Source organism: Gilvimarinus sp. DA14, from assembly GCF_024204685.1.
In the GTDB taxonomy this organism is placed as follows: domain Bacteria; phylum Pseudomonadota; class Gammaproteobacteria; order Pseudomonadales; family Cellvibrionaceae; genus Gilvimarinus.
In genome coordinates this window covers 355,897-380,845 of the sequence record NZ_CP100350.1, presented here as the reverse complement: position 1 = coordinate 380,845, position 24,949 = coordinate 355,897, and the positions used below count along the sequence as shown (strand labels likewise).

Genomic DNA, 24,949 nt, shown 5'->3' with positions numbered 1-24,949 from the left:
TTTTTCCCCTTTTATAATCTGTAGTGAGTGTAATAGTCGCCCCGGGCCACCTTCATCAGAAAGTTTGGCCGAGGGAGAAGTTAAATCCTTTCTCATCGTCAAACTCGTTTTTCTGAATGGCTTCGGAAACCGAGAAGGTCATAGGGCCAAAGGCCGATATCCACGTTAAGCCCAAGCCCGCAGAAATACTCATGCGGTCCAGAGCAAAGTCGAAACAGTTTACCTGTGTTGCGCCGCAGTTGGTATCAAAAACGTTACCCGCGTCGATGAAAAAGGCGGTTTGGAAAGAGCGCTGGTCCTCGACAAAAGGCAGCGGGAAAATCACTTCCATACTGGTTTCGACCAAGAAGTTACCACCGAAAGAGCGGCTTTGATCGGTCACCTGCCCACCAGTAGATGTCATCAGCTGACCGGGGCGACAAGAGATACCGCCACTGTAGCCGCCCAACTCTGGATCCTCGCAGAGCACATTATATAAAGAGCCAGTTTCACCAGTGTCCACCACCCCATCACCGTTCATGTCATCCCAAGTGGTTCGCGGTAAAAACTGGCTCTCGGCATAGGTGCCTCGAGGCCCTAAGCTATTGCGCTCAAAGCCGCGCACAGAGCCAAAACCACCGGCATAGTAATGCTCAAAGAAAGGCAGCTCTTCGGTTTTACCGTAAGAGTCCGCCCACCCCAAACTGGTACGTAAACGTAGGGTCAGATGGCGTGTTAAGGGTTGGAACATCTGCGCGTCGTAGGTGATTTTGTAGTATTCCAAATCGCCACCTGGCAGTGCCGTTTCAATACCCAAACGTTGCGAAGCACCACGGGTGGCTAGAATGCCGCGATTAAGCGTGGATTTTGCCCAAGCCGCATTGGCCACAAAGTCGTGGAACTCCCTGCCATGGGTATCCAAAAAGCCTGGCTCACCGCGAATACCGTTGACATCATCTTCCAGGCTGGGTACAGGGGTAGAGTCGAAAGGGATCTCAGGTAAATCATTACCGGTCGACAACTGTTCCAGAATTTCCAGATACTCGGTTTGGGTAATGTAACTGGCCGAAGAAGAATAAAGAGGCGTGTTAATAATCTCACGCACGGAATATTGGCTGGGCTTTACTTCCAGGTTGCGGAAGCCCACATCAAAACTTAAGCGCTCCACATCGGAAATCGGGTAACCAAAGCTGACATTACCGCCAAATACATCGGTACTATAGCCCGCCACGTTTACGCTGGCATAGTCGCTGCTTTGATAGAAAATATTAAACCCGCGGCTCACGCCGTCCGGCGTAAAGTACGGATCGTTGTAACGGAAATTATAAGCCGTTTGGTACTTCGAGTGGCTGGCAGAGATGCCCACCTGTTTACCGGTACCAAACCAGTTGTTCTGTTGAATATTGCCCGAAATAAGCAGGCCTGAATATTCAGCATAACCCAACTGTAAGCCCATACTGCCAGAGGGTTGTTCCTCCACAGTGAAGTCAACATCTACCTGGTCGGCGACACCCGGCACTTCAACTGTATCTACGGTCACTTCTTTAAAGAAGCCCAAACGCTCCAAACGCACTTTAGAGTGTTCAATTTGCGCTGTAGAGGCGGCACCCCCTTCCATCTGCCGCATTTCCCTGCGCAACACCTGATCCTGGGTAGTGGTATTACCGCGGAAATTAATGCGTCTGACATAGGCGCGTTTTTTCGGATCGATAAAGAAAGTCACCTTTACGGTTTTATCTTCGTCGTTACGTTCTGGAATTCCCTCAACTTCAGCAAAGGTGTAGCCCTCATTACCCAAGCGATTGGTTATGTACTCGGACGAGGTCGTCATCAGTGCCTGTGAAAAGGTTTGCCCCTCGCGCATTAAAATCATGCGGCGAATAAAACGCTCATCGATAGCTGGGTCGCCAGCCAAATCCACTTCGCTCACGGTGTATACATCACCCTCGGTAATATTGAGAGTAATAAAAACCTGGGATTTGTCTGGGCTTAAGGAAACTTGGGTGGAGTCAAGATTAAAAGCGAGATAACCGCGATCCAGATAGTATGACTCGACCCTCTCGATATCGCCAGTCAACTTTTCGCGGTTGTATTTGTCATCCCCGGTAATCCAAGAAAAGAAGCCTGTGGTTTGCAGTTCAAACAAATCCAACAGCTCGTCATTCGCAAACGCTGTGTTACCAACTATGTTGATTTTTTTGATTCGGGCGGTTTCACCCTCATCGATATTAACCAACACCTTGACCTGATTGCGCGGTAGATCTTCTACCTCAATATCAACCGAGGCGCCGTAGCGCCCCTGGCCTATGTATTCGCGCTCCAGCGCCTGGCTGATCATGTTCAGAGTTGCACTTTGGTAGATCTGCCCCTCGGAAAGCCCATTTTCGGTCAGGCTCTCCATAAGCTGCTCGGTCTTAATGACCTTGTTACCTTCAATGGTGATCTCGTTAATGGCGGGACGCTCATCAACCATAATCACCAGTACATCACCGTCGCGACCAATAGAAACATCGGTAAACAAACCGACCTTGAAGAGCTCGCGAGTGGCGCGCTGAACGTCGAGGTTGCTAAGCGTATCGCCAACGCGAATCGGTAGAGCGCTGAAAACTGTGCCGGCGGAAACCCGCTGCAGCCCCTCTACCCGGATGTCATTAACGCGAAAGGTTTGTGCATGAACGGCTAGCGAAAAGCAAAGCGCCAACATCAGGCCGATCATTCGTGAGAAAACATGCATCATATATTACGTTCTATTTTAGATTTGTCAGTTTGCACAAACACAACACCCTCACCACCAGAGATTGGCGGTCAACTGTCTCCCACAGGATTAAAGCCTCATGATGTCGTTGTAAAGCGCCAGTACTGTCAGGCCGATTACCAAAACCAGGCCCACTTGATAGCCCACCATCTGAGTTTTTTCCGATACCGGTTTTCCTTTTACCAGCTCGACCAGGTAGTACATTAAATGACCACCATCGAGCACAGGAATAGGTAGCAGATTAAAAACTCCTAACATGACGCTCAAGGCCGCGAGAAAACGCAAGAAGCTGCGCCAGCCGTTCTCCGCCTCAGAACCCGCAACCTTAGCAATGGTGATAGCTCCGCTCAAGTTTTTTGTGGAAATTTCCCCAAAAATCAGCTTCTTAACTGACAGCAACACAAAGGCAGAAGTTTCCCAAGTGCGATCTACGGCGGCCACAAATCCGCTGATGGGTGAATAATCCCAACGGCGAATCAAGTCCTCCGGCCACTCGTAAGGCGCAAAGCCCATCCCCACCCTGCCGAAGCTGGTACCTGCCTCAGTGATTCGCTCCGGCGTAATCGCTAACTCTAGCTCCTGGCCGCCGCGCTCTACCGTGAGATTGATTAGCGACTCGGGCCGGGCTTTGACATAATCGATCCAGTCCTGAGCACTGGCAATCGCTTGTCCATCAGCGGCGATAATCTGATCACCGGGCTGCAAACCCGCCTCACTCGCCGGGCTAGCATCCTGAATTTCCCCGGCGATTGCCGGAACCGCGGGAATGTAAGGCGTAACCCCTAGCCCAGACAAGGGTTCTGGCTCATCCACCCCGCGCAGCCAGTCGTCCAGCACGACTTCAGATTCGTAGCGCAAACTGGAGTCCGGGTAGCGCACGGCAAAGGTCAGCGGCCCACTCTCACCCAGACGACGCAGCAGTTGTTTTTGCACCATCTGCCAGGACAAAGTGCTCACACCATCTACGGCAATAATTTCCTGGCCCGCCTCAAGGTTGGCACTGGCCGCCACCGAGCCTGGCTCCACCTTGCCAATCACCGGCGCCAAGCCGCGCTCGCCACTGACCGCCAATACCAGCCAAAAAATGAGTACCGCAAGAATCAAATTAGCTACCGGCCCTGCCAACACCACGGCAATGCGCTTACCAACACTCTGGCGATTAAACGCGCGGTGCAGCTCATCTTCAGCCACCGGTCCCTCGCGCTCATCCAGCATCTTGACGTAGCCACCCAGAGGAATGGCAGAGAGCGCGAACTCCGTGCCCTGACTATCACGCCAACTGGTAAGCACCTTGCCAAAACCAATGGAAAAGCGCAGCACTTTTACACCGCAGCGCCTGGCGACATAAAAGTGGCCAAATTCGTGGATGGTCACCAGCACCAAAATGGCAACAAAAAACCAAAATACGTATTGGAGAATGTTCACATAAGCCTCGTTAATTAGCGCTGGCAGCAATCAATCTCTGCGCCACACCCCTGGCCTCAAGATCGGCCTGTTGGACAGCCTCTAAACTGTCCGGTTCAGTGAATTTTACCTGCTCTAAGGTGGCAGAGATAACCCCGGCAATGGCGGTAAAGGACAATTGCTCGGCCAAAAAAGCCGCTACCGCCACTTCGTTGGCGGCATTGAGCACCGCAGGCGCATTGAGGCCGGTAGCCACCGCCTCCTGTGCAAGTGTTAGGCAGGGAAAACGCGCCTGATCCGGCGCTTCGAAATCCAATCTGGCGGTAGCCACCAAGTCCAGACTGTCAACACCTGCGGCCAGGCGCTCGGGCGCACCCAAGGCATTGGCGATGGGGGTACGCATGTCAGGGTTACCCAGCTGAGCCAATACCGAGCCGTCAATGTACTCCACCAATGAATGGATTACGCTCTGGGGATGGATCACCACTTCGATATTGGCGGGTTGGGCATTGAACAACCAGCAGGCCTCGATAAACTCCAGCCCCTTGTTCATCATGGTGGCCGAATCCACCGATATTTTTGGCCCCATACTCCAGTTAGGGTGCGCGCACGCCTGCTCCGGCGTCACCCGCTGTAACTCCTGCAAGCTGGCCTGGCGAAACGGGCCACCGGATGCGGTTAACAGGATGCGGCTGACGCCCAGCGCAGCAAGATCAAGCCCGGCGGACAGGCCACCGGTTAGGGGCAGGCACTGAAAAATGGCGTTGTGTTCACTGTCGATAGGTAGAATTTCGGCCCCAGAACGTCTGGCAGCAGCCATAAACAGACCACCTGCCATTACCAGCACTTCTTTATTGGCTAAGAGCACTCGCTTGCCCGCCTCTACCGCGGCGAAGCACGACAATAATCCAGCCGCACCCACAATAGCAGCCATAACCGTGTCCACCTCCGGCGCCTCAGCCACTTCCTCCAAAGCGCGTGTACCGCTTAGAACCTGCGTCTGTGAGCCGGCATCGGCAAGAGCTTCGCGCAACTTTTGCGCGGCTTTTTCATCCACTAAAACGGCGTAGCGCGGATTACAGGCCAAGCACTGCTGCGCCATCGCCTCCCAGCTGGAATGAGCCGCCAACGCAAAAACCTGGAAGCGAGCTGGGTGACGCGCCAATACGTCGAGCGTACTGACACCGATGGAACCGGTAGAACCAAGAACAGTGACCTGTTGGGGCGAATCAGCCAAAGCTCAACTCCAGCGACAACAGAATAAGGGCGAACACTGGGGCCGCCGCAGTCAGGCTGTCGACCCGGTCAAGCACACCTCCGTGGCCGGGCAACAGCGAGCTGCTGTCTTTGATACCGCGCTCTCGCTTAACCATGCTTTCAAGCAAATCACCGAGCACTGAGGCCAGAGAGGTAACTAATATTAGCGCCAGCAATGGGAACAAAGGATTGTCAGACAGATACCACAGGATAAACACCAGAATCAGATTCGCGCCCACTCCTCCCAAGAAACCTTCCAGGGTTTTACCGGGGCTGACATTGGGGGCGAGCTTATGACGACCAAACCGGCGGCCGACAAAATAACCACCGATATCCGCGGTGGCGACAATGATTACAATCAGCAATACCAGCCAGGCGCCAAACTCTTCAGAACGCACATAGCTGACCGCAGCCCAGGTAGGCACCAGCACCAAAAAACCCATCAAGGCCCGCATAAAGCGGCGCCCCCACAAGAGCGCGCTGCTGGGATAACCCTGCACCCACAACAACGCCAGCGCCCACCAGGTGCAACCGGCAAGCAGTACATGCTGATACCTGGCAGGCACCCGATTAATGTCGATGGCATCTACCGGAATCACGCCGATGTACACCGCCACCAGAGCGATGCAAACGCCTTGGGCGAGAACATACAGAGCGCGGCTCAAGGGCTTTTCAAAACCGCTTAAGTTCGCCCACTCCCAGGCGCTAATCAGCACAATGGCGGCAATAAAGGCAGGAAAGTAACGCTCGGGCAAATAGAAAAGCGCTAACAGAAATATTGCCGCCAGTGCAATGGCGGTTAGTACGCGCTGTTTAAGCATAGGAATCTCCAGCAAAAGCGGCGCCGGATTCACACTGCTCAGAGGTACGACCAAAACGGCGCTGACGCTGCGTAAAGTCTGCCGCAGCTGCTTTTAAAAGCTCACCGTTAAAGTCGGGCCACAGCGCATCGCTGAAATACAGCTCGGCGTAGGCGGCCTGCCACAGCAGGAAATTACTGATACGGTGCTCGCCACCGGTGCGAATTAATAGATCCAGCTCCGGCAAACCGGCCAGAGACGTGGCGCGATCAAACGCCGCTTCATCTATCGCTTGCGGGGTCAGCTCACCCAACACAGCAGCCTGCGCCATTTTCCGGGCGGCCTGCACCACATCCCAGCGACCTCCGTAATCGGCGGCAATCACTAGCGTGGTGGCGGCATCCTGGGTGTCGGTAAGCGCTTCGGCTTTGGCAATAGAGGTTTTTAACGATTCGCTAAAACGATCGCGATTACCCACAACTTTTAAGCGCACGCCGCGCTTTTTTAAATCTTTCGCTTCTTTTTTCAGGTACAACTGAAACAGCGACATCAGAGCGTCCACCTCTTTGGCGGGGCGGCGCCAGTTCTCACTGCTAAAGGCGAACAGGGTTAGAGCTTCGACTTTCAGCTCTTGGCAGGCAGCCATCACATCGCGGATGCGCTCTACCCCTTCACGGTGCCCGGCAATACCAGACAGATTGCGCTGTTTAGCCCAGCGATTGTTGCCATCCATGATAATGGCGATATGACGTAGAGAACTGCCGGTCACACTTCACTCCGGGGCGATAAGACTGCCCATTGTCGGCCCTCTTTACAGCAGCGCCCGGCCAATAGCCGGGCGCTCGGGCCCATTATTTTACGTCGGCCGCAGCCGGACCTTATACGGTCATCAGCTCTTCTTCTTTCTGCGCCAGAGCCTTGTCGACTTCAGCCACATACTTATCGGTAATTTTCTGAATATCATCCTGCATGCGACGATCTTCATCTTCAGTAATCTCTTTTTCTTTCAGCAGAGATTTAACATCGGACAGCACATCGCGGCGCACGTTGCGAATAGCCACACGGCCATTTTCAGCTTCGGCACGCGCCTGCTTGATATAACCCTTACGAGTTTCCTCGGTCAGCATGGGCAGCGGAATGCGGATATTTTCACCAGCGGTGGAGGGGTTGAGCCCCAAATCCGATTTCATGATCGCTTTTTCGATTTCCGGAACCAGCTGCTTCTCCCAAGGCTTAACCGACAGGGTGCGAGCATCTTCAACGGTGATATTCGCCACCTGTGACAAAGGCGTTTCAGAACCGTAGTAAGACACGGTCAAGCCTTCCAGCAGGCTCGGGTGCGCGCGACCAGTGCGGATTTTGTTCATGCTATTGCCCATCGCTTGCAGGGCTTTTTTCATACGGTCGTCGGCGTCTTTTTTCAAATCATTCAACATGGGAGCTACCCTCTTCTATTAATGTACCCTCGTTGCTGCCCACTACTATATTGAGCAGGGCACCACTTTTATTCATGCGAAATACCCGCACCGGCATGTCGTGCTCGCGGCACAGGCAAATCGCGGTCAAATCCATTACCCCCAGTTTATCTTCCAGCACCTTGTCGTAGGTAAGGCGATCATACTTGGTGGCGTCGGCCACTTTCATCGGATCATCGGTGTACACACCATCCACTTTGGTGGCCTTGAGCACTATGTCCGCTTCCACTTCAATGCCGCGCAAACAGGCGGCCGAATCGGTGGTAAAGAAGGGGTTGCCAGTGCCGGCGGAGAAGATCACCACCTCGCCTGCATTCAAGCAGCGGATGGCGTGGCGGCGGTCGTAGTGCTCCACGATACCGCTCATGGGAATGGCGGACATAACCCGCGAGGAAATATTGGAGCGCTCCAGCGCATCGCGCATAGCCAGCGCATTCATCACTGTGGCCAGCATACCCATGTGGTCGCCGGTTACGCGATCCAGGCCAGCGGCACTGAGCGCCGCACCGCGGAACAGATTGCCGCCGCCGATCACCAGCCCCACCTGTACACCAATACCCACTAGCTGACCAATTTCCAGCGCCATTTTGTCCAGCACCTTGGGATCAATACCAAAGCCCTCGGCCCCCATTAACTCTTCACCACTTAATTTCAGCAAAATACGCTTGTATTTCTTATCGCGGGGGTTGGGCATGACGGATCTCCTGCAAGCCGGGGGGATAAAAACGGGGGGCAGTTTACAACAAAAGGAGGCCGGATGGGTATCCGGCCTCCTTTTGTGTGAGCCCCGCCCTAGAGGCGGGAACAAGCGCTAGGCGCAAAAAGCGCTGATTAGCCCTTAGAAGCGGCTACCTGAGCAGCAACTTCAGCGGCAAAGTCAGCCTCTTCTTTCTCGATACCCTCGCCCACTTCAAAGCGCACCATGCTGGTAATGCTAGCGCCGGCTTCTTTCGCCAGCTTACCCACGGTCAACTCCGGGTTTTTAACGAAAGGCTGTTCGATCAAGCTGCTCTCTTTCAAGAACTTGTTGATACGACCTACCATCATTTTTTCAACGATTTCCGCAGGTTTGCCTTCCATATCAGGCTGCGCCTTGATGATTTCCTTCTCTTTCTCCACCACGTCAGCAGGCATATCTTCTGGCTTAACCACTTGTGGGTTTACCGCCGCCACGTGCATGGCGATATCACGGGCCAGCTCGGCGTTGCCGCCTTCGAGCTTAATAATGGTAGCAATACGGTTGTTAGAGTGGACATAGGCGTCTACCAAACCACCTTCAACCACGGCCACACGGCGCACACCGATGTTTTCACCGATTTTCTGTACCAGCGCTTCACGCGCAGACTCCAACTCACCACTCATCAGCGCGGCTACGTCTTCTTGCTTGTCCGCAAAGGCTTTATCCAGAACGGTGCTCACAAAAGCCAGGAAGCCTTCGTCGCGAGCCACGAAGTCGGTTTCACTGTTAACTTCCAGCACCACAGCGTAGCTGTTGTCGTCGGCCACTTTTGCAGCAACAACACCGTCAGCGGCGGTACGACCAGCTTTTTTCGATGCCTTCAGGCCGCTGGCCTTACGCAGGTTTTCAATTGCCTGCTCCAGATCACCATCTACCTCAGCCAGAGCTTTTTTACATTCCATCATGCCCAGGCCAGTGCGCTCGCGCAGTTCTTTTACCAGAGAAGCAGAGATAGCTGCCATGTATCTATCCTCTTGATTTGCAAATGTCTATTGAAAAAAGGGGCAAACCGGCTGGCCCACCCCTTTTGTGTCGCACTTTACGTACTAAAGATTACAAGCGTGCAGCTTATTCAGCAGCAGCTTCACCGTCGGCGGCGACATACTCGTCTTTGTTCGGTACTGCCTGAGCCTGAGAAGCGCCTTCAGCGGCGGCATCAGCAATGGCAGTCACATACAGGCGAATGGCGCGGATAGCGTCATCGTTACCTGGGATAACATAATCGATGCCATCGGGATCAGAGTTGGTATCAACCACACCGATAACCGGGATACCCAGCTTGTTGGCTTCCTGAACAGCAATGCGCTCGTGATCAACATCAACCACAAACAGCGCATCAGGCAGGCCGCCCATATCTTTAATACCACCAATGGAGCGCTCAAGCTTCTCCATATCACGGGTGCGCATCAACGCTTCTTTCTTGGTCAGTTTCTCAAAGGTACCGTCTTGAGACTGAGCTTCCAGATCGCGGTAGCGACGAATAGAGGCGCGAATGGTTTTGTAGTTGGTCAGCATGCCGCCCAACCAGCGATGGCTAACGTAAGGCTGGCCTACACGCTCGGCTTGCTCTTTAACGATTTTCTGTGCAGCGCGCTTGGTGCCAACAAACAGAATTTTTTTCTTTTGCGAGCCCATTTGCTTAACCAGCTCAAGGGTCTCGTTGAACGCTGGAACAGTGTGCTCCAGGTTGATGATATGAATCTTGTTACGAGCGCCGAAGATAAAGCGGTTCATCTTCGGGTTCCAGTAACGGGTTTGGTGACCAAAGTGGACACCCGCTTGCAGCATATCGCGCATGCTTACTGTAGGCATAATCTTTTCCTGTGTATCGGGTTAGGCCTCCATACACCCCGCCAGCCAACCCTTACGGGCACCCAGACTGAACGTGTCGGTATATGTGTGACATTTAAAAGTGTTAATCTCCGGCAAAAAGTGGACGTAAGCGGGACGCTTTTGCACCAAGCTATTTACAGGAGGCGCGCTTTATACCACAGCCGCCACGCTAAATAAAGTCTTTGCTGGCTGCGGGCGCCAAGATTACACTACCGCCACTTATGGTCCACCAAACCATTACACCAAGTAAAATTAACGGAGCTTCACATGAAAGAAACCTGGCGCTGGTTCGGCCCCCAAGATACCGTCACTCTAGCCAACATCCGCCAGGCTGGAGCCACAGGCATTGTCACCTCTTTGCATCATATTCCCACTGGGGAGGTTTGGCCCAGCGAAGACATTAGGGCTCGCAAAGATGAAATCGAGGCGGCAGGCCTGGAATGGAGCGTGATCGAGAGCATTCCGCTGCACAACGACATCAAAACCCGCAGCGGCGATTACCAGCGCTATATCGCCAACTACCAGCAGTCGCTGCGCAATGTTGCCGAGGCCGGTGTGTTTGATGTGTGTTACAACTTTATGCCAGTAGTTGACTGGACCCGCACCAACCTGTCCTACACCCTGCCCAATCACTCCCAGGCGCTGCGCTTCGAGATGAGCGATTTTGCCGCCTACGACGTTTACATACTAAAGCGCAAAGGAGCCAGCAACGATTACGCCCCCGAGGTGCTGGAAAAAGCCAAAACTCGCCTAGACGCCATGAGCGAGCAGGAAAAAGCCCTGCTGGAAAAAAACATTATCGCCGGCCTGCCTGGCGGCGAAGGCAGCTACGATCGCGACGGCATTCGCGCCGCCATCGAGCAGTTTATCGAGCTGGGCGATGACGGCATGCGCGCCAACCTATTCGCCTTTTTGCAAGAGGTGGTGCCCGTTGCTGAAGAGGTGGGCGTGCGCCTTGCCATTCACCCGGACGACCCGCCGTTTTCTCTGTTTGGCTTACCCCGCGTAGTTTCTACCCAGGCGGATGCCCGCGCGCTGCTGGCGGCGGCGAAAAGCCCCGCCAACGGCCTGACCCTGTGTGCGGGCTCTTACGGCGCCCGCGGCGACAACGACCTGGTGGACATGGTGCGCGAGTTCGGCGGCAACATTTATTTTGTGCACCTGCGCAACATCAAGCGCGAAGCGGATGGCTCGTTTTACGAATCGGACCACCTGGACGGCGACAATGACATGGTGGGCCTGGTTGACGCCTTATTAAAAGAAGAGAGACGCCGCCAATCCAGCGGCAGCCAACTACCGCCCATCGCCATGCGCCCCGATCACGGCCATTTGATGGGGGATGAAATCGGCAAGGCGGGTATTAACCCTGGCTACTCTTACGCCGGTCGCATGCGCGGCCTGGCCGAGCTGCGCGGGGTCATCCACACACTGGAAGCGCTCGCCACCCGCTAACGCCTCCAGCCGGCCCGCCGCCTGGCGGGCTGTAGTCCCGGCGGTCAATCGGGTAAACTAGCGCTTTTAAGTTCCGGGCAGCCCCCTGCTAAAGCGAGACATCATGACCGTATCGATCAAAACCCCCGAAGATATTGCCAAAATGCGCATTGCCGGCCGTATGGCCGCCGAAGTGCTGGAAATCATCGAGCCCTACGTCAAAGCGGGCGTTAGCACCGCCGAACTGGACAAAATTTGCCACGACTATATTGTCGACGAGCAAAAAGCGATTCCCGCCTGCCTCGGTTATCGCGGTTTTCCCAAGTCCGTCTGCACCTCGGTTAACCATGTCATATGCCACGGCATTCCGTCTGAGAAAAAAATTCTCAAAAACGGCGACATTATCAATATTGACGTTACCGTGATTTACGATGGCTACCATGGTGACACCAGTAAAATGTATTTCGTCGGCGAGCCTGCCCCTCACGCCAAGCGCCTGGTAGAAGTGACTCAAGAATGTCTCTACAAGGGTATTGAGCTGGTGAAGCCTGGCTGCCGACTGGGGGACATTGGCGCTGTGATTCAAAAGCACGCCGAATCCAACTATTACTCGGTAGTTAAAGAATATTGCGGCCACGGCATTGGCACCGTGTTTCACGAAGAGCCTCAGGTGCTGCACTACGGCCGCCCGGGTACCGGCCTCGAGCTAAAAGAAGGCATGACATTCACCATCGAGCCTATGATTAACGCCGGGAAAGCCACCACTAAGCTCAAGCGCGACGGTTGGACAGTCGAAACCAAAGACGGTCGTTTGTCTGCCCAGTGGGAACACACACTGGCCGTTACCGCCGATGGCGTAGAAGTTCTAACCGCACGTAAGGAAGAGTCCTTTTAATTGTGACCGACGATAGCCTGCCCTACTTTACTCGCCCGCTGTTTTTCTTTGACCAGAGCCGCTTTCGCCGCGCTCTGGCAGACAAACCCGTAATCACTGTCTTCAAAGACGCCATTACCGCTGCCAACGCTCAGTTTGACGTGCGCTTTTGTGAAGGTGAGGACATACGCGCGCTGATTCACGAACGCGCTTTGTTTGTCGACTGTTTGCTGCATTACGCCTGGTATCAGTTCGACTGGCCCAACGGCATCAGCCTTGAGGCTGTGGGCGGCTACGGACGCTGCGAATTGCATCCGCATTCAGACATCGACCTGCTAATTTTGCTGGACGAAGGTCTCGAAGAAAGCTGCCGCGATAACCTGGAGCGATTTCTCACCCTGCTGTGGGATATCGGCCTGGAAATTGGCCACAGCGTGCGCACTGTCAACCAGTGCCTTGAAATCGGTCGTTCTGACATTACCGTGGCCACCAATTTAATGGAATCGCGCACTCTGGTGGGCGATGAAAGTTTGCGTGAACAGCTGCGAGCCAAAGCCGATACCGACAAACTCTGGCCAGCTGATGAGTTCTTTAAGGCCAAGTTCGAAGAGCAGCAGCAGCGCCACGAAAAATTCAAAAACAGCGAATACAACCTCGAACCGAACATTAAAAACGCACCGGGCGGGCTGCGCGATATTCAAATGATCGGCTGGGTGGCAAAACGTTTCTTTAAAGTTCGCACGCTAAAACAGCTGGACGGCAAGGGTTTTTTCACTGAAGAGGAGTTTTCCTTGCTGCAAAACGGCGAGGAGTTTCTCTGGCGGGTACGCTATGGCCTGCACATGATTGCCAAGCGCCCCGAGGACCGCTTACTGTTCGACCACCAGCGCGAACTGGCAAAAATATTTGGCTACAAAGACAACGATGAAAACCTCGCCGTTGAGCAGTTTATGCACAAGTATTACCGGCTGGTAATGTCGCTGCGAGAATTGAACGATGTGCTACTGCAATTTTTGTACGAAGCCATTTTGCAACGCGGGGTGAAGAAAACCGTTACTCCCATCAATGAGCGTTTTCAGCGCCGCGATGACTATATCGAAGTTGCGCATATTTATGTGTTCGAAGAATCCCCTTCTGCGCTGCTGGAAATTTTTGTGCTTATGGCGCAAAACCCGGACATCCGCGGCGTGCGCGCCTCCACCATTCGCCTGATGCGGGAGAACCGCTACCTAATCGATGAGAGCTACCGCGCCGACCCACGCAACACCGAATTATTTTTACAGCTGTTCAGCTATCCAGATCAGCTGGTCGAAAACCTAAAACGCATGTCGCGCTACGGTATTTTAGGATTGTATTTACCCGAGTTCGGTCGCGTCACCGGGCAGATGCAGCACGATTTATTTCATATTTACACCGTCGATGCGCACACCCTGCTGCTGGTGCAAAACCTCTGCAATTTCTTACTGCCCCAGGCACGCGAAGACTATCCCGTGGCTTGGCATGTAATGCGCCGCCTACCCAAGGTTGAAACTCTGTTAATCGCGGGGCTCTATCATGACATTGCCAAGGGCCGCGGCGGCGATCACTCGGTACTGGGCGCCGTGGATGCAGAAGAGTTTGGCCAGCGTCATAACTTATCGCCAAGAGAAACCCGGCTCATCAGCTGGCTGGTAGAAAAGCACCTGTTAATGTCTGCGGTCTCGCAAAAGCAGGACATTTCGGACCCAGAGGTGATTCACAATTTCGCCCTTACGGTGGGCGACCAGATGCATCTGGATTATTTATACGCCCTTACTGTGGCCGATATTAACGCCACCAACCCGGATTTGTGGAACACCTGGCGCGCCAGTTTAATGCGCACGCTTTATCTGGAGACCAAACGCGCAATGCGCCGTGGCCTGGAAAACCCGATCGACAAACAGGACTGGATTGAAGAGACCCAACAGGCTGCCATCGCCCGACTCAACCGTCACAACGTCAGCACCGAGCAGTGCAACTCGGTATGGGAGGACGTTAACGACGAATATTTTTTACGCGAATCTTTTCTCGATATTGCCTGGCATACCGAGGCAATTGTCAAACACGATGATGCCAGTGGCCCACTGATTTTAATTCAGGAAACATCCAGTCGTGAGTTGGAAGGGGCAACACAAATATTTGTACGCAGCAAAGGTCGTGACAATGTGTTTGCTGCGGTTGCATCGGCGCTGGATATGATGAACTTAAGCGTGCAGGATGCGCGTATCTACAACTCAAAGTCCGGCTACACTTTGGATACCTTTTTTGTCCTTAACCAGGACGGTGAGCCACTAGGCACTGACCCGGCCGTACTAAAGCGTATTCGCGACACACTGCACCGAGAGCTGCAAAACACCGAGGACGGGCGCGACCCTGCGATGCGTCGCACCCCGCGCAGGCTGAAACACTTTGCCATGCCCACGCGCACCATTATTCGCAACGATATTATCAGCGGCTGCACTTTGCTTGAAGTGATAAGCCCGGATCGCCCCGGCCTGCTGGCCTGCATCGGGCGTGTTTTTATCGACTTTGATTTGCACTTGCAAAACGCCAAGATTGCCACCTTGGGCGAGCGCGTAGAAGACATCTTTTTTATTACCGACAACCAGGGCAACCCGCTGTCTGATCCAGAGCTGTGCCAACGTTTACAAGCTGAGATTTGCCGCCAGCTGGACGATCGGGTCGACCAGGCCGCAGGCTACTGACGAAGCAAATACATGAATCACGATTTAGAATTACTTCACCCCTACCCGTTTGAAAAGCTCGCACAATTAAAAGCGGGAGCAACACCGCCAGAAAATTTAGCGCACATCGCGTTGTCGATTGGTGAGCCCAAACACGAGCCGCCCGCGTTTGTTCTGCGCACGCTCAGTGAAAACTTAAACCGTTTAGCCAACTACCCGGCCACCAAAGGTTTACCGGAATTACGCGAGACGATCGCCAACTGGGCGGGCAGACGTTTTAAACTGTGCCGAGCGCTGGATGCGCAAACCCAGGTACTGCCGGTTAACGGCACTCGCGAGGCCCTATTTGCTTTTGCCCAGGCGGTGGTCGATCGCAGCAAAAGCAACCCTCTGGTAGTCAGCCCCAATCCGTTTTACCAAATCTATGAAGGCGCGGCCCTGTTGGCCGGGGCCAAGCCCCATTTTTTAAACTGCACCGCCGAGAACAACTTTATTCCGGATTTTAATGCGGTGGATGAACAAGTCTGGCGCGACTGCCAACTGCTGTATATTTGCACGCCCGGCAATCCTACCGGCGCGGTAATGAGCACCGAGCAGTTTCAAACGCTGATTCGCCTGGCCGACCAGTACGACTTTGTGATCGCCTCGGACGAATGCTATAGCGAACTGTATCGCGACGAGCAAAACCCTCCCCCAGGGCTGCTACAGGCCGCCAGCGATATGGGGCGCACCGACTACGCGCGCTGCGTCGTGTTTCACAGTCTATCCAAACGCTCTAACCTGCCGGGTCTGCGCTCGGGCTTTGTCGCGGGCGATGCGCACATACTGCAAAAGTTTCTCAGCTATCGTACCTACCACGGCTGCGCTATGCCTGTGCCCAGTCAAATCGCCAGCATGTCGGCCTGGGCCGATGAAGACCATGTATTGGCTAACCGCGACGCCTACCGTGCCAAGTTTGACGCGGTGTTGGACGCGCTCGACGGCTGCCTCGATGTCACTATGCCCGAGGCGGGCTTCTATCTTTGGCCCAAGCTTCCCATTAGCGGCGAAGAATTTGCCCGACGGTTATTTACCGAGCAAAACATTACCGTACTGCCCGGCGCCTATTTGTCACGCCAGTGCGATGGGGTAAACCCGGGCGAGCATTATGTGCGTATGGCGCTGGTGGCCACTGAAGCTGAATGCGTCGAAGCCGCCCATCGTATCCGCCGTTTTGTCACCGAGCTGTAAGCATGGAGGTAGCAGCTAAAAACCTGAACAAGGCCGAGCGCGTAGCGCTGATTCAGCAAACACTGAATCAACTCTACCCCGCGCCGCCTATTCCACTGGATCATTTTGACGCCTACAGCCTGTTAGTGGCGGTGCTGCTTTCAGCGCAGTGCACCGATGAGCGGGTCAACCAGGTCACTCCCAGCCTCTGGGCGCTCGCCGATAACCCCTTTGATATGGCGAAGGTGCCCGTGGAGCAGATCCAGTCGGTGATTCGCCCCTGCGGCCTGTCGCCGCAAAAATCCAAGGCGATATCCGTGCTCAGCCAGCGTCTGGTTGCGGAGTACAACGGCATGGTCCCAGCTGATATGGAAGCGCTGGAATCACTGCCGGGCGTTGGCCACAAAACCGCCAGTGTAGTCATGGCCCAGGCTTTCGGGGTACCCGCCTTCCCGGTCGATACGCATATTCACAGACTGGCACAACGCTGGGGACTCACCAGCGGTAAAAATGTGGTGCAAACCGAGCGAGACTTGAAGCGCCTGTTCCCCAAAGATGCCTGGAATAAGCTGCATTTACAGATTATTTTTTACGGCCGTGAACACTGCACCGCACGCGGCTGCGACGGTCGCGTATGCGGCCTGTGCCGTGCCTGCTACCCGGCGCGCAAACATCCGAAAAAGGTCCATAAACCTTAGCGCGTCCGGGCTCAGTTACCACAACCTGCCGCGCTTAAATGGACAAACTTCTTGGTGCTGCAAGCTGAATTAAATGGACGTCAGCAGGCCCTAAACCGGCTTTTTTGGTATCATGGCGAGCTTTTGCACGGAGTGGCCCATGGCAACTACCACCCTCTACGGAATAAAAAACTGCGACACCGTGAAGAAAGCACGCCGCTGGCTCGAAGACGCCGGGGTGAATTACGCCTTCCACGATTTTCGCAGCGACGGGCTGAGCGCCGAATTGGTCCAGGCCTGGCTCGAAACCTTGGGGAGCGCGGCGCTGGTGAACAAGCGCTCTACCACCTGGAAAAATCTGACCGATGCGCAAAAGCAGCAAGCCGAACAAGGTGATGTGCTGAATCTGCTACTGGAGCATCCTACACTGATTAAAAGACCGGTCATTGACACCGGCAATCAAGTACAGGTCGGCTTCAAGGCCGATCAGTATGCGGAACTTTTTCACTGAACATTTGCATTTAACGCCTTAAACACGGGATACATCATGACTGAGTTATACAGCGTCGGCCTGGGCGTCGGCACCAAAAACCGCAAGGACGAATGGCTGGAAGTTTTCTACCCTGCCCCCGAGCTCAACCCCGACCAGGCGACCGCCAAAGCACTGAGTGACGTGCTGGACTATCAAGGCGGCAACCAGGTTATCGAACTGACTGTCGACACCTGCCAACGCCTCGCCGAAGCCTTAAACGCTGCTGGCAATATAGATCAAGCCCAGGTTGCCCTGCAGCTGACTGCCAGCGCCCGCCCCCTGGTGGCCACGGTGCTGGCCAGCGATGCCGCTCCCGAGTCGGTACCGGAGGGCTTTTTAAAGCTGCACCTGATTTCGCACCGCCTAGTTAAACCCCACGGCACCAACCTTAACGGTCTTTTCGGTGCATTGAAAAATCTGGCCTGGACCAACCAGGGGCCGATTGAGCTGGACGAGTTACCTGCCCGCCAGCTGCAAGCGCGCCTCAACGGTGAAGTACTGGAAGTTGCCTGTGTGGATAAATTCCCCAAGATGACCAACTACGTTGTGCCCACGGGTGTGCGTATTGCCCACACCGCTCGCGTGCGCCTGGGCGCCTACCTTGGCGAAGGCACCACTATCATGCACGAGGGTTTTGTCAATTTTAACGCCGGCACCGCGGGCCCTGGCATGATCGAAGGCCGCATCTCAGCCGGGGTATTTGTCGAGTCGGGCTCAGACTTAGGTGGCGGCAGCTCCACCATGGGCACTCTGTCAGGCGGTGGCAATATCGTTATCAGCGTGGGCAAAGAGTGTCTGCTGGGCGCCAACGCCGGCACCGGTATTCCACTGGGTGATCGCTGCACCATCGAGTCGGGTCTGTACATCACAGCCGGTACCAAGGTCGCGGTACTGGACGACAGTGGCAGCGAAGTCGAAATAGTGAAAGCCCGCGATCTGGCCGGCAAGAGTGACCTCTTGTTCCGTCGCAATTCGCAGACCGGCCGCACCGAATGCCTGACCAATAAATCCAAAGTTCAGCTGAACGAAGAGCTGCACAAAAACGCGTAATCGCGCTGCCCGCAGGGTTTGCCTGCGGGCTTTTTACGAGTAAGCAAAGTGGCCAATCGCGTCTCCAAGAAGTTCTGGCAAGCCTCCAATGGTGAAGCGCTGGGCACGGCGCTGGCCTCCCGCCCCGAATTAAAAACCTTAAATGACAGTGAGCTTAAAGAAATATTCGCCCTCTTGCCGCCCCTGGATGGCTGCCAGGTGCTCGAGCTTGGCGCTGGTACCGGCCGCTTTACCGGCGAGCTTGCACGCCGCGCGCAATCGCTAACCGCGCTGGATATTTCCACCGAGGCGCTGCAACAAAACCGCCTTAAGCACGCACAATTTAACAACATTACCTACCAGAGCATTGACGCTCTCGAATACCACAATGAGACACAGCCTTTCGATTTTATTTTTATCAACTGGCTGTTTATGTATCTGGACGACGATGACAGCCAGGCGCTGCTGCAAAACCTGCAACATGCGCTAAAGCCCGGTGGCCAGATATTTATTCGCGAGAGTTGCGAATACGCCTATAACGGTAAAAGCTGGCTGCGCAATTTTCTGCACAGCGGCTGGCAAACCATCAAACCCGGTAAACAACAAAGCATTTACCGTCTGCAAAAGTTTCGCGGCCCATTTTGGAAAAACGCGCTGTGGATGACATTTAACAGTGCAAGAGTACAAAACTATCGCAGTGTGACGAGCTACCAAGCACTGTTTTCACAGAACTTTGAGGTTATCGACAGCGGTTACCTAGTTACCTATGAGCTCGCCTATCGGCATCAGAACCAACGCTATTGGATGTTGCGCAAAAGCGCCGCAAGTGTGGGTGATGGTATTGAGGCTGCCCCGCGCAGCTGGAGTTTTGGCGGCGAGGTCTGGCGCAGTTTTGATAGCCATATTCACCGCTCTATTCCTTTTTACCCGCAGCTGCACGAAGTAATCATTCGTCTGTGCGAACAACTGCTGACGGACGGCGGCGCGGTGTACGAACTGGGCTGCTCTACCGGCAGCCTGTGCCGCCAACTGAAACAACGGCTTCCCAGTGCCGATGTGATTGGTGTCGATATCGAGCCCAATATGATTCAGGCCGCCGAGGCCGCAGGCGGTGCGGTGCAATACCATTGCGCGGACATTCTCGAGCACCCAATGAAATCTTGCTCGGTGGCAATACTCTCTTACACCCTGCAGTTTGTCGCACCTGAACGGCGCCTGGAGCTGCTCAAAAAAATACAGACCCAACTCAAGTCAGGCGGGGCGATTATCTTGGCCGAAAAGGTCAAGCGGCGCGACACCCAATTAGAACAACTTCTGCAACGCGCTCACGGCCAGTACAAACTGGATCAAGGTTTCAGTAAAGAAGAAATTAACGCGAAATCCGCAAGCTTAGCGGGGGTCATGACCCCTTTATATGAAGACGAGAATATCGAGCTGCTGCAGCAAGCGGGACTGACGCGAGTCAGTACCATCTTTAACAACCTAACCTTCAGTGCCTGGATTGCGTTCAAGGATTAGCTGTGTTGCTCCATAGCCAAACACCGGAACTAGCGCCATATTTATTTCTAGCTCCACGCTGTCATACATCATGCGTTGCGCAAACCTGGTTTCTGCTCGGCCTGCAATCGGTAACGCCCTGACACGCTGAAGCCTAGACGCCGAGCTTGGCTCCCTCTTGGGCTGCCACAATTGCCAGTTCGCGAGCTTTAGGCAATTCTGTGCGCGCCAGGGCGTGAGTGTTCTCGCGCAGCAGCGCACTACCTAAGTCTTGCTGGTTTTGCTCTAGCTCCACCCCTTGCCACAAGCCCTTGGTAGACCAGAGCACCAACACCACCAAAGCGACGAACGCGAGGGCCGCAGTGCCCAAGAGCACATAAATTTTATTGCGCATACGCACGCCGGGACTTCGTTTGGCCTCGCTATCGAGGGTGGGCTCTTCGTAGCTAGTGGCCTGCGGGTCTTTGATATCGACCTGCTGCGGCTCCTCACCGCCTTGATTGCCTATGGGTTCGTCGGGCAGAGTGCCATCGCGTTCATCAACCACCGGGTTGGCAGGCGGGGTATCGCCCAAGCTCAACACCACCAAGACGGCACCGGCGTTAGCAAAGCCCTTGCGCCACTTAAATGCCTCTTGCTGGGTTTCAACCTTTTTGACCGTGACAGGCTCACCGCTGAAAAGACGCGCTCGAATCTTCTGCTCATCCTGGTTCAGCAACCTGGCCAGATTGCGCTCTACAGACTCCTGGTCAAACCCTGTCAGTAACTCACCGGCGAACACCAGTCTGAACATGTATCCCTCGCTGCCCTGGTTGGAAGTACCCTTGTACTGTCGCGTATCTCCGAGGTTAATTCAAGCCGCGCACTCTCTACTTGTGGCGGTAAACCCGCTATAATCGCGCCTTTTGATCTAAGGAGCCCGCGGCAACTTTACGCCGGCTCACTAGCTAATTAACCGCGCAAGGCAAAGGTCCGACAGTTCATGGATAAAACCTACCAGCCCCAGGCCATCGAAACCCAGTGCTACCAAAACTGGGAAGACAAGGGTTATTTCAAACCTCAGGGCGGCGATAAGCCCTACTGCATTATGATCCCGCCACCCAATGTCACGGGTAACCTGCACATGGGGCACGGCTTTAATAACGCGGTCATGGACGCAATGATCCGTTTTCATCGTATGCAAGGCGACGACACTCTGTGGCAGATGGGTACGGATCACGCCGGTATCGCCACGCAGATGGTGGTCGAGCGTCAACTGGCCGCCGATGGCATCAGCCGTCACGATCTGGGCCGGGAAAAATTTCTTGAGCGAGTGTGGGAATGGAAAGCCGAGTCTGGCGGCAATATCACCCGCCAACTTCGCCGACTGGGCTCTTCTTTGGACTGGAGCCGTGAGCGCTTCACCATGGATGAAGGCCTTTCCGATGCGGTAAAAGAAGCCTTTGTACGCCTGCACGAAGACGGCCTGATTTATCGCGGCAAGCGCCTGGTGAACTGGGACCCAAAACTCCACACGGCTATTTCCGATGTGGAAGTAGAAAACCACGACGAAAAAGGCTATTTGTGGAATCTGCGCTACCCGCTGGCCGACGGCGCCACCACCGCTGAAGGCAAAGACTATTTAGTCGTCGCCACCACCCGCCCGGAAACCATGCTGGGGGACACTGCCGTCGCGGTACACCCAGAGGACGAACGCTATCAAGCGCTGATCGGCAAAGAAATTGTGCTGCCCTTAGTGGGCCGCCGCATTCCCATTGTTGCCGATGAGTACGTCGACCGCGAGTTTGGTACCGGCTGCGTCAAAATTACCCCGGCCCACGACTTTAACGATTACGAAGTGGGTAAACGCCACAATATGGCGCTCATTAACGTGCTGGACGAGTCTGCGCAGGTACTGGGTGAAGCACAGATTTTTAACCTGGACGGCAGCCCGCGCGATGATCTGGACACCAGCCTGCCGCAAGCCTACGCGGGTAAAGATCGCTATGACGCGCGCAAGCAAATTGTGGCCGACTTTGAAGCCGCGGGCCTGCTGGAAAAAATCGACGACCATGCCCTCAAAGTACCGCGCGGCGATCGCTCGGGCGTGGTGATCGAGCCCTGGCTCACCGATCAGTGGTATGTCAGCACCAAACCCTTGGCCGAACCCGCGATTAAAGCGGTCGAAGACGGCGAGGTGCAATTTGTACCCAAGCAGTACGAGAACATGTACTTCTCCTGGATGCGCGACATTCAGGATTGGTGTATTTCTCGTCAGCTATGGTGGGGCCATCGCATTCCCGCCTGGTACGACAAGGCCGGTAATGTCTATGTTGCGCGCAGTGAAGAAGAGGCCCGCGCCAAGTACCACCTGGGCCCCGAAGTGGAGCTGCAGCAGGACGAAGACGTACTGGATACCTGGTTTAGCTCTGGCCTGTGGACATTCTCAACCTTGGGCTGGCCGGAACAGACGGACTTTTTAAAGAAGTTCCACCCCACCGATTTATTGGTCACTGGCTTCGATATTATTTTCTTCTGGGTAGCGCGGATGATGATGCTCACCCTGCACCTGGTTAAGGACGATAACGGCAAAGGCCAGATACCGTTTAAAACCGTTTACGTGCACGGTCTGGTGCGCGATGCCCAGGGCCAGAAAATGAGTAAATCCAAGGGTAATGTCTTGGACCCGCTGGATATCATTGACGGCATCGACCTGGAAAGCCTGGTAGCCAAGCGCACCCGTGGCCTGATGCGCCCCAAGGACGCACCCAAAATTGAGAAACAAACCCGCAAGGAGTTTCCAGACGGTATCAATGCCTATGGCACAGACGCCCTGCGCATGACGTTTTGCTCGCTGGCCTCCACCGGGCGCGACATCAAATTTGATATGGGCCGAGTAGAGGGCTACCGCAATTTCTGCAACAAAATGTGGAACGCCGCCCGCTATGTGCTGATGAACACCGAGGGCGAGGACTGTGGCCAAAACAACGCCACAGACTTTGAATTATCACTGGCAGACCGCTGGATTATCAGCCGTCTGCAAGAAGCTGAGAAATCGGTCACCGATGCCCTCAACAGCTACCGGCTGGATTTAGCCACTCAGGCTTTTTACGAGTTTTTCTGGAACGAGTACTGCGACTGGTATCTGGAGTTGTCTAAACCCGTGCTCTGGGACGAACATGCCAGCGAAGCACAGAAAACCGGCACCCGTCGCACCCTGATCCGCGTGCTGGAAGCGGCGCTGCGCTTAGCTCACCCTTTGATTCCTTTTATTACCGAAGAAATCTGGCAGCGAGTCAAAGCCCTGGCGGGCCAAAACGGCGAGACGATCATGCTGGCGCCCTACCCGGTGGCCGACGAATCACTGCTAGACACGGCCGCCACGGCTGATATCGAATGGCTGAAAGGAGTGATTGTGGGCGTGCGTAATATTCGCGGCGAAATGAACATCGCCCCGGGTAAAACCATCCCGTTATACATGCAGCACGGTACCGAGGCAGACCAACAACGCTTGCAGGCCAACCAGCAGTTTCTGCAGAAGCTGGCCAACCTGGAAAGCATTACCTGGCTGAACCACGGCGAAGAAGCCCCCATGTCGGCAACGGCGCTGGTGGGGAAACTGGAAATTCTAGTGCCCATGGCAGGTCTGATCGATGTAGAAGCCGAGAAGGCCCGCTTAAATAAAGAGCTTGAACGTCTGAATAAAGAACAGCAGCGCGTTGGCGGCAAGTTGAACAATCCTAATTTTGTCGACAAAGCCCCCGCAGCCGTGGTAGAAAAGGAAAAATCTAAGCTAAATGAAATATCTGCCAGCATTGACGCCCTGGCCGAACAGTTAAAAGCGATCGAGTCCATGTAACGGACCTACCAGTTTCACCCTTGGGGCCGGCGTATGCCGGCTTTTTTTTGCGTCAAAAAACTCACACTCGCATTTGCTCCAGCCCAACCGCTCGCCCCTGCGCCATAATTTCGTCAAAGAATAAAGAGGCAGCTGACTTAGACCCATACGAAATAACTGTTTGTGCATTTTTACGCCACATCCATAGCAAAATGATTAGTGATCGGCGTATTCGAGAGGCAAATTTGCTGGCAGAATAGCCACAAGTTTGAGATGTAGATCACATTATCAAATGTATATTCACAAACCTAACGGCGTCCACAAGACCGCCCGATGACTTTTTAATTTATGGAACGAGTTATGAAAAAATCATTGTTTGCCGCTATTGCCCTGACCGTTATTGCCGCCCCTTCACTGGCGTGTGAAAAGCCGCAAAATAAGCCGGCTATCCCCGACCCCACCACCGCCGTTACCGCGCAGATGGTGAAGTCGAACAATGAAGTAAAAGCTTATGTAAAAGCGACTGAAGAATATCTGTCCTGCTCGGGCATGAGCTCTTCCGATGTGCGTAAAGCCGAAGACGAGCTGCGCGCCTACGCCGATGCGTTCAACAAAACCATCCGCGAGTTCAAAAAGCTGAATAGCTAAAAGTTTCTCGCTTGAACCCTATAGGTTTAAGCACTGCCTAGTTTTAGTAGGTGTACTACAAGCCCCGCACTGCGGGGCTTTTTTATACAAGCAGACAAACTATTCGTAATCATTCATTCTCTTTTCGCTCGCCTCTTGCAGCTGCCCCTCAAGCTCGCGAGCTTTTTCCAGCGCCTGTTGCTGACTCTCGGTGTAAGACTCAAACGCTCCTGGCTCTGGCTCTGACTCACCACCCGAATCACAGGCACTGAGTACAAGCAGGGCAACCACAATCGCAAGATATTTCATACA

General features: G+C 54.3%; 21 protein-coding genes. 10 read left to right on the top strand and 11 right to left on the bottom strand.

Features of this window, described 5'->3' with window-relative positions; all coding sequences use genetic code 11:
* Positions 1–55: 55 nt before the first annotated feature.
* The 9 genes from bamA to rpsB all read right to left on the bottom strand — a co-directional run bounded on the left by bamA (position 56) and on the right by rpsB (position 10,221).
* The gene (gene bamA / locus NHM04_RS01540) at positions 56–2,716 is read right to left on the bottom strand and encodes an outer membrane protein assembly factor BamA (protein ID WP_254265297.1); all 2,661 of its coding nucleotides are present in this window, start codon (positions 2,714–2,716) and stop codon (positions 56–58) included.
* An 87-nt stretch (positions 2,717–2,803) separates the two neighbouring features.
* Entirely contained in the window at positions 2,804–4,159 is a 1,356-nt protein-coding gene (gene rseP, locus NHM04_RS01535) for an RIP metalloprotease RseP (RefSeq protein WP_254265296.1), read from the bottom strand.
* Positions 4,160–4,169: 10 nt separating this feature from the next.
* Positions 4,170–5,375, bottom strand: a complete 1,206-nt coding sequence (gene ispC, locus NHM04_RS01530; protein WP_254265295.1) for a 1-deoxy-D-xylulose-5-phosphate reductoisomerase — start codon at positions 5,373–5,375, stop codon at positions 4,170–4,172.
* On the bottom strand, positions 5,368–6,216 hold the full coding sequence (locus NHM04_RS01525; protein ID WP_254265294.1) for a phosphatidate cytidylyltransferase: 849 nt from the start codon (positions 6,214–6,216) through the stop codon (positions 5,368–5,370). Before NHM04_RS01525 ends, ispC begins: the two co-directional genes overlap by 8 nt.
* On the bottom strand, positions 6,209–6,964 hold the full coding sequence (gene uppS / locus NHM04_RS01520) for a polyprenyl diphosphate synthase (RefSeq protein ID WP_256527035.1): 756 nt from the start codon (positions 6,962–6,964) through the stop codon (positions 6,209–6,211). The genes NHM04_RS01525 and uppS overlap by 8 nt, the downstream gene beginning before the upstream one ends.
* Positions 6,965–7,073: 109 nt before the next feature.
* Positions 7,074–7,631 (bottom strand): ribosome recycling factor, encoded by a 558-nt coding sequence (frr, locus tag NHM04_RS01515; protein WP_254265293.1) that lies wholly within the window; start codon positions 7,629–7,631, stop codon positions 7,074–7,076.
* Positions 7,621–8,364, bottom strand: a complete 744-nt coding sequence (gene pyrH / locus NHM04_RS01510) for a UMP kinase (RefSeq protein ID WP_020209202.1) — start codon at positions 8,362–8,364, stop codon at positions 7,621–7,623. Before pyrH ends, frr begins: the two co-directional genes overlap by 11 nt.
* 137 nt (positions 8,365–8,501) lie before the next feature.
* The gene (gene tsf, locus NHM04_RS01505) at positions 8,502–9,371 is read right to left on the bottom strand and encodes a translation elongation factor Ts (protein ID WP_254265292.1); all 870 of its coding nucleotides are present in this window, start codon (positions 9,369–9,371) and stop codon (positions 8,502–8,504) included.
* Between the two features lie 106 nt (positions 9,372–9,477).
* Entirely contained in the window at positions 9,478–10,221 is a 744-nt protein-coding gene (rpsB, locus tag NHM04_RS01500; RefSeq protein ID WP_254265291.1) for a 30S ribosomal protein S2, read from the bottom strand.
* 288 nt (positions 10,222–10,509) lie between these two features.
* Between rpsB and uxuA the strand changes: the two genes are divergently transcribed.
* From uxuA to NHM04_RS01460, 8 genes are all read left to right on the top strand, one after another.
* Positions 10,510–11,694 carry a mannonate dehydratase gene (uxuA, locus tag NHM04_RS01495; RefSeq protein ID WP_254265290.1) on the top strand — a complete coding sequence of 395 codons (1,185 nt, stop codon included), beginning with the start codon at positions 10,510–10,512 and terminating at the stop codon, positions 11,692–11,694.
* A gap of 103 nt (positions 11,695–11,797) precedes the next feature.
* Complete coding sequence (map, locus tag NHM04_RS01490; protein ID WP_254265289.1) at positions 11,798–12,568, top strand: type I methionyl aminopeptidase; 771 nt, start codon at positions 11,798–11,800, stop codon at positions 12,566–12,568.
* A 2-nt stretch (positions 12,569–12,570) separates the two neighbouring features.
* Positions 12,571–15,270 (top strand): [protein-PII] uridylyltransferase, encoded by a 2,700-nt coding sequence (locus NHM04_RS01485; protein WP_254265288.1) that lies wholly within the window; start codon positions 12,571–12,573, stop codon positions 15,268–15,270.
* 12 nt (positions 15,271–15,282) lie between these two features.
* Positions 15,283–16,479: a succinyldiaminopimelate transaminase gene (gene dapC, locus NHM04_RS01480; RefSeq protein WP_254265287.1), complete on the top strand. Its 1,197-nt coding sequence runs from the start codon at positions 15,283–15,285 to the stop codon at positions 16,477–16,479.
* Positions 16,480–16,481: 2 nt separating this feature from the next.
* Complete coding sequence (nth, locus tag NHM04_RS01475; RefSeq protein ID WP_254265286.1) at positions 16,482–17,156, top strand: endonuclease III; 675 nt, start codon at positions 16,482–16,484, stop codon at positions 17,154–17,156.
* A gap of 139 nt (positions 17,157–17,295) precedes the next feature.
* Positions 17,296–17,646: an ArsC family reductase gene (locus NHM04_RS01470; RefSeq protein ID WP_254265285.1), complete on the top strand. Its 351-nt coding sequence runs from the start codon at positions 17,296–17,298 to the stop codon at positions 17,644–17,646.
* 36 nt (positions 17,647–17,682) lie between these two features.
* Entirely contained in the window at positions 17,683–18,717 is a 1,035-nt protein-coding gene (gene dapD, locus NHM04_RS01465) for a 2,3,4,5-tetrahydropyridine-2,6-dicarboxylate N-succinyltransferase (RefSeq protein WP_254265284.1), read from the top strand.
* 48 nt (positions 18,718–18,765) lie between these two features.
* On the top strand, positions 18,766–20,214 hold the full coding sequence (locus tag NHM04_RS01460) for a methyltransferase domain-containing protein (RefSeq protein ID WP_254265283.1): 1,449 nt from the start codon (positions 18,766–18,768) through the stop codon (positions 20,212–20,214).
* A gap of 133 nt (positions 20,215–20,347) precedes the next feature.
* Here the strand turns inward: NHM04_RS01460 and NHM04_RS01455 are convergent, their stop codons facing one another.
* A complete protein-coding gene (locus NHM04_RS01455) occupies positions 20,348–20,986 on the bottom strand; it encodes a hypothetical protein (RefSeq protein WP_254265282.1) in 639 nt (212 codons plus the stop codon).
* A gap of 189 nt (positions 20,987–21,175) precedes the next feature.
* Here NHM04_RS01455 and NHM04_RS01450 point away from each other — a divergent pair, with 189 nt between their 5' ends.
* Positions 21,176–24,031: a valine--tRNA ligase gene (locus NHM04_RS01450; RefSeq protein WP_254265281.1), complete on the top strand. Its 2,856-nt coding sequence runs from the start codon at positions 21,176–21,178 to the stop codon at positions 24,029–24,031.
* A gap of 339 nt (positions 24,032–24,370) precedes the next feature.
* Positions 24,371–24,658: a hypothetical protein gene (locus NHM04_RS01445; RefSeq protein WP_254265280.1), complete on the top strand. Its 288-nt coding sequence runs from the start codon at positions 24,371–24,373 to the stop codon at positions 24,656–24,658.
* A gap of 99 nt (positions 24,659–24,757) precedes the next feature.
* On the opposite strand, the gene NHM04_RS01440 is transcribed toward NHM04_RS01445, so the two are convergent.
* Positions 24,758–24,946 carry a hypothetical protein gene (locus NHM04_RS01440; protein ID WP_254265279.1) on the bottom strand — a complete coding sequence of 63 codons (189 nt, stop codon included), beginning with the start codon at positions 24,944–24,946 and terminating at the stop codon, positions 24,758–24,760.
* Between the last annotated feature and the right edge of the window lie 3 nt (positions 24,947–24,949).

Excerpts from the sequence above, each read along its gene's own strand:
- bamA (WP_254265297.1), bottom strand. The coding sequence starts at position 2,716 with ATGATGCATGTTTTCTCACGAATGATCGGCCTGATGTTGGCGCTTTGC.
- NHM04_RS01525 (WP_254265294.1), bottom strand. The coding sequence starts at position 6,216 with ATGCTTAAACAGCGCGTACTAACCGCCATTGCACTGGCGGCAATATTT.
- frr (WP_254265293.1), bottom strand. The coding sequence starts at position 7,631 with ATGTTGAATGATTTGAAAAAAGACGCCGACGACCGTATGAAAAAAGCC.
- pyrH (WP_020209202.1), bottom strand. The coding sequence starts at position 8,364 with ATGCCCAACCCCCGCGATAAGAAATACAAGCGTATTTTGCTGAAATTA.
- tsf (WP_254265292.1), bottom strand. The coding sequence starts at position 9,371 with ATGGCAGCTATCTCTGCTTCTCTGGTAAAAGAACTGCGCGAGCGCACT.
- rpsB (WP_254265291.1), bottom strand. The coding sequence starts at position 10,221 with ATGCCTACAGTAAGCATGCGCGATATGCTGCAAGCGGGTGTCCACTTT.
- uxuA (WP_254265290.1), top strand. The coding sequence starts at position 10,510 with ATGAAAGAAACCTGGCGCTGGTTCGGCCCCCAAGATACCGTCACTCTA.
- map (WP_254265289.1), top strand. The coding sequence starts at position 11,798 with ATGACCGTATCGATCAAAACCCCCGAAGATATTGCCAAAATGCGCATT.
- dapC (WP_254265287.1), top strand. The coding sequence starts at position 15,283 with ATGAATCACGATTTAGAATTACTTCACCCCTACCCGTTTGAAAAGCTC.
- nth (WP_254265286.1), top strand. The coding sequence starts at position 16,482 with ATGGAGGTAGCAGCTAAAAACCTGAACAAGGCCGAGCGCGTAGCGCTG.
- NHM04_RS01470 (WP_254265285.1), top strand. The coding sequence starts at position 17,296 with ATGGCAACTACCACCCTCTACGGAATAAAAAACTGCGACACCGTGAAG.
- dapD (WP_254265284.1), top strand. The coding sequence starts at position 17,683 with ATGACTGAGTTATACAGCGTCGGCCTGGGCGTCGGCACCAAAAACCGC.
- NHM04_RS01455 (WP_254265282.1), bottom strand. The coding sequence starts at position 20,986 with ATGTTCAGACTGGTGTTCGCCGGTGAGTTACTGACAGGGTTTGACCAG.
- NHM04_RS01450 (WP_254265281.1), top strand. The coding sequence starts at position 21,176 with ATGGATAAAACCTACCAGCCCCAGGCCATCGAAACCCAGTGCTACCAA.
- NHM04_RS01445 (WP_254265280.1), top strand. The coding sequence starts at position 24,371 with ATGAAAAAATCATTGTTTGCCGCTATTGCCCTGACCGTTATTGCCGCC.
- NHM04_RS01440 (WP_254265279.1), bottom strand. The coding sequence starts at position 24,946 with ATGAAATATCTTGCGATTGTGGTTGCCCTGCTTGTACTCAGTGCCTGT.